The organism is Antarcticimicrobium sp. (assembly GCF_029212575.1).
GTDB lineage: Bacteria > Pseudomonadota > Alphaproteobacteria > Rhodobacterales > Rhodobacteraceae > Antarcticimicrobium.
On record NZ_JARGPK010000056.1, the window covers coordinates 260,746 to 269,676 of the forward strand.

General features: G+C 66.2%; 10 protein-coding genes. 6 read left to right on the top strand and 4 right to left on the bottom strand.

Annotation, left to right across the window (positions count from 1 at the left end; translation table 11 throughout):
• Positions 1-36 precede the first annotated feature (36 nt).
• From P1U75_RS13500 to P1U75_RS13525, 6 genes are all read left to right on the top strand, one after another.
• Positions 37-1,134 carry an ABC transporter permease gene (locus P1U75_RS13500; RefSeq protein WP_300244265.1) on the top strand — a complete coding sequence of 366 codons (1,098 nt, stop codon included), beginning with the start codon at positions 37-39 and terminating at the stop codon, positions 1,132-1,134.
• A complete protein-coding gene (locus tag P1U75_RS13505; RefSeq protein ID WP_300244267.1) occupies positions 1,131-1,751 on the top strand; it encodes a LysE family translocator in 621 nt (206 codons plus the stop codon). The genes P1U75_RS13500 and P1U75_RS13505 overlap by 4 nt, the downstream gene beginning before the upstream one ends.
• A gap of 3 nt (positions 1,752-1,754) precedes the next feature.
• Complete coding sequence (locus P1U75_RS13510; protein WP_300244269.1) at positions 1,755-2,762, top strand: ABC transporter permease; 1,008 nt, start codon at positions 1,755-1,757, stop codon at positions 2,760-2,762.
• A 62-nt stretch (positions 2,763-2,824) separates the two neighbouring features.
• Complete coding sequence (locus P1U75_RS13515) at positions 2,825-3,748, top strand: sulfite exporter TauE/SafE family protein (RefSeq protein WP_300244272.1); 924 nt, start codon at positions 2,825-2,827, stop codon at positions 3,746-3,748.
• Positions 3,749-3,835: 87 nt separating this feature from the next.
• A complete protein-coding gene (locus tag P1U75_RS13520) occupies positions 3,836-4,759 on the top strand; it encodes a sulfite exporter TauE/SafE family protein (RefSeq protein ID WP_300244274.1) in 924 nt (307 codons plus the stop codon).
• A gap of 3 nt (positions 4,760-4,762) precedes the next feature.
• Positions 4,763-5,527 (top strand): TIGR02186 family protein, encoded by a 765-nt coding sequence (locus P1U75_RS13525; protein ID WP_300244276.1) that lies wholly within the window; start codon positions 4,763-4,765, stop codon positions 5,525-5,527.
• Between the two features lie 9 nt (positions 5,528-5,536).
• Here the strand turns inward: P1U75_RS13525 and P1U75_RS13530 are convergent, their stop codons facing one another.
• The 4 genes from P1U75_RS13530 to P1U75_RS13545 form a co-directional block, all read right to left on the bottom strand.
• Positions 5,537-6,271, bottom strand: coding sequence for an SDR family oxidoreductase (locus P1U75_RS13530; RefSeq protein WP_300244278.1), 735 nt, complete (start codon positions 6,269-6,271; stop codon positions 5,537-5,539).
• A complete protein-coding gene (locus P1U75_RS13535) occupies positions 6,268-7,797 on the bottom strand; it encodes an AAA family ATPase (protein WP_300244281.1) in 1,530 nt (509 codons plus the stop codon). Before P1U75_RS13535 ends, P1U75_RS13530 begins: the two co-directional genes overlap by 4 nt.
• A 60-nt stretch (positions 7,798-7,857) precedes the next feature.
• Complete coding sequence (locus tag P1U75_RS13540) at positions 7,858-8,043, bottom strand: hypothetical protein (protein WP_300244283.1); 186 nt, start codon at positions 8,041-8,043, stop codon at positions 7,858-7,860.
• Between the two features lie 141 nt (positions 8,044-8,184).
• On the bottom strand, positions 8,185-8,931 hold a 747-nt coding region (locus P1U75_RS13545), incomplete at its 5' end, for a zinc-binding dehydrogenase (RefSeq protein WP_300244286.1).

Sequence of the window (8,931 nt, forward strand, 5' to 3'; positions counted from 1 at the left end):
GCCCCGGTCCGGCGCGCCAATCGAAGAGGTCCGTTGATGGACAAGATGCCAAAGTGGGCCGACGTGGTCCTGATCCCGCTGATCAGTCTGATCCTTGCCGCCGCGCTTTCGGCGCTGGTCATCCTCGCCATCGGCGAGGATCCGGTTGCGGCGGTCAAGCTGATGGTCAACGGCGCGCTCGGCTCGACCTACGGCTGGGGCTACACGCTCTATTACGCCACCAACTTCATGTTCACCGGGCTGGCGGTGGCCGTCGCCTTTCACGCCCGGATGTTCAACATCGGCGGCGAGGGGCAGGCGATGCTGGGCGGGCTCGGCGTGGCGTTGATGTGCCTCTACATCCCCTGGCCGCACTGGTCGCTGGCGCTGATCGGGGCCACCGGGCTGGCCGCACTCTTCGGCGCGGCCTGGGCGGCGATCCCGGCCTGGCTGCAGGCCAAGCGCGGCAGCCATATCGTGATCACCACGATCATGTTCAACTTCATCGCCGCGGCGGTGCTGAACTATGTGCTGGTCAACCTGATGCGGCCAAAGGGCTCGATGGACCCGGCCACAGCGCGCTTTCCCGGGGCGGTGCACCTGCCCACCCTGCACGAGTTGCTGGCGCCGATCGGACTCAATTTCTCCAAGGCGGCCCCGGCCAATGTCAGCCTGCTGGTCGCCGTCGCCGCCTGCATCCTCGTCTGGCTGCTGATCTGGCGCACAAGGCTGGGGTACGAGATCCGCGCCTATGGCCATTCCGAGACCGGCGCGCTCTATGCCGGCATCTCGCCGGTGCGGATCACCATGATCGCGATGCTGATCTCGGGCGGGCTTGCGGGCATGATGGCGATCAACAACGTGATGGGCGAGGCCGAGCGCCTGGTGCTGAACGCGACCGAAGGGGCGGGCTTCATCGGTATCGCGGTGGCGCTGATGGGGCGCAGCCACCCGTTCGGCGTGTTCCTCGCCGCGATCCTGTTCGGGTTCCTCTACCAGGGCGGCGCCGAACTGGCGCTCTGGACAACGATCCCGCGCGAGCTGATCGTGGTGATCCAGGCGCTGGTGATCCTGTTCACAGGGGCGCTCGACAACATGGTGCGGATGCCGCTGGAAAAACTGTTCCTGGCCCTGCGCAAGGAGAAACAAGCATGAGCGACCATCTGGCCAGCCTGGCCCTGGCGCTGGGGATCTTCTCGCTGGGGTTCATCAGCATCGGGCCCAATATCCTCGCCATTATCGGCACCTCGATGGAGCGCGGACGGGCGCAAGGCAAACGGCTGGCGATGGGGGTAGCGGTCGGATCGGGGCTCTGGGCGACGCTGACGGTGGGGGGGCTGACCGCGCTGATCACCGCCTATGCCGAGGCGGTGACGGTGCTGAAGGTCTTCGGCGCCGGCTACCTGCTGTGGCTGGCGTATAAGGCATTCCGCTCGGCGGCGAGGCCCGAGGGCGATATCGCGGCGCGCGCAGCCCGGGGCGGGAACCTATTTCTGCGCGGACTGACCGTGCAGATGACAAACCCCAAGGCGGCGCTGCAGTGGATCGCCATCGTTGGCATCGGGCTGGGGCCGGAGGCGCCGCTCTGGACCGGGCTGGCGCTGATCGCGATTGCCACCTCGCTGTCGTTGGCGGGCCACCTTGCCTATGCGGTCACCTTTTCGACCCAGCCTGTCATCGTCTTCTACCGCCGCGCCCGGCGCTGGATCGACGCGGGCCTGGGCCTGTTTTTCACTTTCGCGGCGTTCAAGCTGGCCACGTTCGAGAGGTAGATGATGGAATTCCTGACCCTCATCCAGGTGTTCGACAGCACCATTCGCCTCTCGACGCCGCTGCTGCTGGCCTGCCTGGCCGGGCTGTTCTCGGAGCGCGCCGGGATCTTCGACATCGGGCTCGAGGGCAAGATGCTGATGGCGGCCTTCTTCTCGGCCGCCGTGGCCTCCCTCACCGGGTCGGTCTGGCTCGGGCTGCTTGCGGGCATCGCCGCGTCCATGGTGCTGGCCGGGCTGCACGGGTTGGCCTCGATCACCTTTCGCGGCAACCAGCTGATTTCCGGCGTCGCCATCAACTTCCTCGCCGCCGGGATGACGGTGCTGATCGCCCAGGACTGGTTCAAACAGGGCGGGCGCACGCCGTCGCTGTTCGGGCAGGGCCGGTTTCCGGGGCTGGAGTTTCCCGGCGCCATCGGCCCCGCAGATGCCGAGGCCACCGGCCGTCCGGTCTCGGACCTGATCGCCGAGACCAATGTCGTGCTCCAGGTCTATTCCGACCTGATCTCGGGGCATTCGATCCTGGTCTACCTGGCCTTTCTCGCGGTGCCCGCCACCTGGTGGGTGCTGTTCCGCACCCGCTTCGGCCTGCGCCTGCGCGCGGTGGGCGAGAACCCGGCGGCGGTGGATACCTCGGGCGTCTCGGTGGTCGGGCTGCGCTATGCGGCGGTGGCGATCTGCGGATTGCTCTGCGGCATCGCCGGGGCCTATCTGGCCACCGCGCTGCAGGCCGGGTTCGTCAAGGACATGACCGCCGGGCGCGGCTTCATCGCGCTGGCGGCGCTGATCTTTGCCAAGTGGCGGCCCTGGCACGCGATGTGGGCCTGCCTGCTGTTCGGCTTCCTGCAGGCGGTGGCGCTGCGCTATCAGAACATCGACATCGGCGGCGTGGTGATCCCGGTGCAGGTTATGGACGCCCTGCCCTATATCCTCACCGTCGTCATTCTCGCCGGTTTCGTCGGCAAGGCAATCCCGCCACGCGCGGGCGGGGAACCTTATGTGAAGGAACGATGATTCCTGCCGCGTGCGGCGGCTTGGCGGATTGACCTCGCGTCGCCCGGGGCCTAACTGAGGTCATGCACACCTACCTGCCGATCGCCGAAGTCTCCGTGAACGCATTCATGCTACTGGGATTGGGTGCGCTGGTGGGCATTCTTTCCGGCATGTTCGGGGTCGGCGGCGGGTTTCTGATCACGCCGTTGCTGTTCTTCGTCGGCGTGCCCCCTGCGGTGGCCGTGGCAACCGGCGCCAACCAGATCGTCGCCTCGTCCTTCTCGGCCGTTCTGGCACATTTCAGGCGCCGGACCGTTGATTTGTCGATGGGGTCGGTCCTGCTGGCCGGCGGGCTGGTCGGCTCGGGGCTGGGCGTTTTCGTGTTCAACTACCTCAAGAGCCTCGGCCAGGTCGATCTGCTGGTGCAGCTGTGCTACGTGATCTTCCTCGGCCTCGTCGGCGCGTTGATGTTCGCCGAAAGCCTGAACGCCCTGCGCAAGGCCCGCAATCCCGGCCCCGCCCCCAAACGCACGCGCCGCCCGCGCACCGCGTTTGACGCGCTGCCGTTCAAGATGCGCTTTCGCACCTCGGGCCTCTACATGTCGGTGATCCCGCCGCTGCTGGTCGGGCTGGCGGTCGGGGTGCTGTCGGCGGTGATGGGTGTCGGCGGCGGCTTCATCATGGTGCCGGCGATGATCTACCTGCTTGGCATGCCGACCAAGGTGGTGGTCGGAACCTCGCTGTTCCAGATCATCTTCGTCACCGCCTTCACCACCATGCTGCACGCCACCACCAACCAGACGGTGGATATCGTGCTGGCCGTCTACCTGATCCTGGGCGGGGTGTTGGGGGCGCAGATCGGCACCCAGATCGGGCTGCGGATGAAGGCCGAGCAGCTGCGTGTGCTGCTGGCCGGGCTGGTGCTGGCGGTCTGCAGCAAGATCGCACTGGACCTGCTGATCCAGCCGACCGAACTCTTCGCCCTGTCCGAACCGGGGCGGCATTGAGCCCCCCGCGCCACTCTCCTGACCCACCCGCCATGTCCCGGCGGTTTTCGGCTTTGATCGCGTCAGAAACCGGAGTTAGATAATCTCATGCAGATTTACCTTCCAGTCGCCGAAGCTTCGGTCAGCGCCTTCGTTCTTCTCGGACTTGGCGGATTGGTGGGCATACTCTCGGGCATGTTCGGGGTCGGCGGCGGGTTTCTGATGACGCCGCTGCTCTTTTTCATCGGCATCCCCCCCGCCGTGGCGGTGGCGACCGAGGCCAACCAGATCGTCGCCTCGTCCTTTTCCGGCGTTCTGGCGCATTTCCGACGGCGAACGGTCGACATAAAGATGGGCCTGGTGCTCCAGGTCGGCGGGCTGATCGGCGCGGCGCTCGGGGTATTGGTGTTCAACTACCTCAAGAGCCTGGGCCAGGTCGATCTGCTGGTACGGCTGTGCTACGTGGTGTTCCTCGGCGTCGTCGGCGGGCTGATGTTCATGGAAAGCCTGCAGGCCCTGCGCAAGGCCCGCAGGGCGGGCGGCGGCCCGGCGCCGAAGCGGCGCCAGCGCACCTGGATCCATTCGCTGCCGTTCAAGATGCGGTTTCGCACCTCGGGCCTCTATATCTCGGTGATTCCGCCGATCTGCGTCGGCATCCTGGTGGGCATCCTGGCCGCGATCATGGGCGTCGGCGGCGGCTTCATCATGGTGCCGGCGATGATCTACATCCTCGGCATGCCGACCAAGGTGGTGGTCGGAACCTCGCTGTTCCAGATCATCCTGGTCACCGCCTTCACCACCATGCTGCATGCCACCACCAACTACACCGTCGATATCGTGCTGGCGGTGCTGCTGTTGGTGGGCGGCGTCATCGGCGCCCAGATCGGCACCCAGATCGGGCTGCGGCTCAAGGCCGAGCAGCTGCGCATCCTGCTGGCGCTGATGGTGCTGGTTGTCTGCGGCAAGCTGGCCGCAGACCTGCTGCTGCAACCCTCCGAGCTCTATTCGCTCGGCCCCGCAGTGGGGCATTGAGCGATGCGCATCCTCGCCCTCCTCTTCGCCCTGCTGACGCCACTGGCCGCCCTTGCCACCGGCGAGGAGGTCGTGCTCGGCCTGTCCAGCGACCGGGTCTCGATCACCACCAGCTTCGACGGCTCGGAGATCCTGATCTTCGGCGCGGTCAAGCGCGAAACCCCGATCCCCGAGGATCCGCTGGAGATCATCATCACCGTCGCCGGCCCCTCGCACCCGGTGACGGTCCGACGCAAGGCCAACCGGTTCGGCATCTGGGTCAATGCCGAGGCGGTCGAAGTCGATGCCGCCCCGTCGTTCTACGCGGTGGCCACCACCAGCGCCTGGAAGGACGTTCTGACCGATACCGAGGACCTGCGCCACAAGATCAGCATCGGCCGGGCGATCCGGTCGGTCGGCGCCCCGATGGAGATCCGCGATGCCCCCCACTTCACCGAGGCGCTGATCCGCATCCGCCGCAATGCCGATCTCTACCAGATGCTCGAGGGCAAGGTGGCGCTGGACGAACAGACCCTGTTCCGCACCGCCATCGAGATGCCCGCCGACCTGACCGAGGGCGCATATGCGACGCGCATCTTTCTCACCCGACACGGCAAGATCATCAACCAGTACGAAACCACCATCGACGTGCGCAAGGTCGGACTGGAACGCTTGCTGTTCGTCATGTCGCGGCAGCAGCCGGTGCTTTACGGGCTAATGTCTCTGGCCATAGCCATCATCGCCGGCTGGGGCGCCTCGGCGATCTTCACCATGCTCAGGAACCGCTGAGCACGGGCGTCAGCCGCGCCCGATGTAGGGCATCTTGGTCGCCATCACCGTCATGAACTGCACGTTCGCCTCCAGCGGCAGGCCAGCCATGTGCAGCACCGATTTCGCCGCATCCTCCACCGCCATCGTGTCCATCGGCGGCGCGTCCGGGGCCTCGGCCTGCTGGCTCTCGGCCAGCCCGGCCACCATCGGCGTGCGCGCATTGCCGATGTCGATCTGGCCGCAGGCGATGTCGAACGGCCGCCCGTCGAGCGACAGGCTCCGCGTCAGCCCGGTGATCGCGTGTTTGGTCGCCGCGTAGGGCACCGAATGCGGTCGCGGCACATGCGCGGCGATCGAGCCGTTGTTGATGATCCGCCCGCCCTGCGGGTCCTGCGCGCGCATCGCCGCGAAAGCCGACCGCGCGGCCAGGAACATGCCGTTGAGGTTCACGTTCACCGCCCGGAACCAGTCGTCCAGCGCGATCTCGTCGATGGTGCCGGGCGGGGTGAAGATGCCGGCGTTGTTGAACAGCACGTCGAGCCTGCCCGCCGTTCGGGTGAAGGTGGCGAATGCCGCCTCGACCGCCGCCGGATCGGTGACGTCGGCGGGCAGCACCACCGCGCCCGCCTGCCCCGCCGCCACCTCCTCCAGCGCCCCGGCACGGCGCGCCAGCAGACCCACCCGCCAGCCCTCGCGCAGGAACAATTCGGCGGTGGCCCGGCCGATGCCGGAACTGGCGCCGGTGATCAGGATGCTCTTCATATTTCCTCCACCTGCAGTTCGAGCGGCGCCGGCGCGGCCGCACGCAGATCGTCCACCCGCAGCGGATAGGTGGGTTTCGACAGCCGGTTGCGCACCACCCAGATCAGCCGCTCCTGCGCCCGGGTGATCGCCACATAAGCCAGCCGTTTCCACAATGGCTGGCCGGCCTCGACCCGGCCCATGCGCGCGGCGGCGTAAAGATCGGGTGCAAAGACCTGCACCGTGTCCCACTGGCTGCCCTGCGCCTTGTGGATGGTCACCGCCGATCCGTGCAGAAAGGTGGCCCCCATGCGCGCCGCGAAGGGGATGAACGGCTCTTCCTCGTCGGGCTTCTCGATCTTGATGATCGAGGCGGCGCTGACCTGCGGATCCTCCGCCCCGATCACATGCAGGCGCGAAAACCCCGGCTTGCGTCCGGGCCCGAGATAGATCACCTGCGCCCCCTTGATCAGCCCGCGCGCCTCCAGATCCAGCCGCTTCTTGCGGTGCTTCAGCGGCAGTTCGATGCCGTCGCAGATCAGCGGCTCTCCGGCCAGCAGATCGTCCTCCGGCGCGCCATGCACCGACCGGAAGGCGGTGATCAGCCGGATCCGCGTGGCATTGCGCCAGACCAGAACCGGGCTGCGCGCCATCAGGTCCACCTCGACCCTCTGGCCCCAGACAACCCGGTCGTCGCTCCGGGCCTTGTCCTCGACCATGCGCTCGAAATCCTCGAACTCCAGTTGCGGATCGGCCAGCGCATGGGCCAGGTCCAGGATCGGGTTGTCGGCCTCTTGCCGGTGGATGCGGTGCAGCTCCAGCTTGCGCCCCTCGGGCAGCGCGTCGAAAACCATGGCGCCGGACTGGTTCACCGGCGCCAGCTGCGCCGGATCGCCGAACAGCAGCAGGTTGGGAAAGATCTCTTTCAGATCGTTGAACTGCCGGTCGTCCAGCATCGAGGCCTCATCGACGAACCCGATGTCCAGAGGGTCCTCGCGCCGCTTCCAGCCGGTGATGAAATCCGATCCGCGCAGGCCGGCGGCGGCCAGCGCGCCGGGGATCGACTTGTTGTTCTGATAGAACGCATGCGCCCGGTCCAGCGCCGCGTCGCTCAGCCCCTCGATCTCGGGCCGCTCGCCGTTTCCGGCCAGCCATTCGGCGATGCGCTCGTACTCCGGATCGTAGACCGGGGTATAGAGGATGCGGTGAATGGTGGTCGCCGGCACGCCGCGGAACCGCAGCACGCTCGCGGCCTTGTTGGTCGGCGCGAGGATCGCAAGCGTGCGCCGGTCGCGCCGTTTGCGCCCCTCGTAATCGCCCGACACCACGTCGACCCCGGCCTCGTCCAGCGCCTTGTAGAGCTCGGCCAGAAGCAGCGTCTTGCCCGATCCCGCCTTGCCTATCAGCGCCATCACCCCGGCACCCTTGTCCGTCGGCGGGGTCAGCGACCCGTCGTCAAGATCAACCCCGGCCCCGCGCAGCATTTCGGCCACGCTGTCATAGGCGCTGGCCTGGTCCTCGGAAAAGGTGATCGCTGTATCTGTCATTGCGCGACCCTATCGCGCCACCCCCGAAGGCACCAGATACAAGCCGCCAGGACGCGCCGCCTAATCCGGCCCCGGCTCGGCCCGGCGCGCGGTGGTTTCGTCTCCCTCGCGGCCGATGTCCTCCAGGTCGGCGCGGGCGACCTCGAAGGCCTGGCTCAGGTGGTCTTCCAGCCGGCACAGTTTGTTTTGAGATGCATAGGTTTTCAGGTCCTCCAGAACGGCCAGAATCCAATGCAACCGCGACATCGTTAATCTTTCTTAGCAAGAATTGTATTTCCGTATAACAACCCTTGGTAATCCGATTATAAAATTTCTGCAACGAATTGTACAAATGACGAACCCCGCGACGCGCCTGCGCCGCGGGGCTAAGACAGGATCTTTCGTGACCTACTTGCGGCCGGCTTCCAACACCTCTTCGAAGGTGCGCAGCCCGGTCCGCGGCGATTGCACCAGCACCGACATGTTGCCCGGCTTGTGCTCGTTACGCAGCATCTTCATATGCGCCTTGGGCAGGTCGTCCCAGGTGAACACCTCGGACATGCAGGGATCGAGCCGACGCTCCAGCATCAGCCGGTTGGCCGAGGCCGCCTGTTTCAGATGCGCAAAGTGCGAGCCCTGCAGCCGTTTCTGGTGCATCCACATGTAGCGGACGTCGAAGGTGCAGTTGAAGCCCGAGGTGCCGGCACAGATCACCACCATCCCACCCTTCTTGCAGACCAGCGATGACACCGGGAAGGTCGCCTCGCCCGGGTGCTCGAACACCATGTCGACGCTCACGCCCTTGCCGGTGATGTCCCAGATCGCCTTGCCGAACTTGCGTGCCTCTTTCAGCCAGTCGTTGTATTCCGGCGTGTTGACGGTGGGCAGACGGCCCCAGCAATTGAAATCCTTGCGGTTGATCACGCCCTTGGCGCCCAGGTCCATGACGAACTGGCGCTTGTCCTCGTCGCTGATCACGCCGATGGCATTGGCGCCCGCGGTGTTGATCAGCTGGATCGCATAGGAGCCCAGACCGCCCGAGGCGCCCCAGACCAGAACGTTCTGGCCGGGCTTGAGATCGTGCGGGTGGTGGCCGAACAGCATCCGATAGGCGGTGGCCAGCGTCAGCGTGTAACAGGCGCTCTCCTCCCAGGT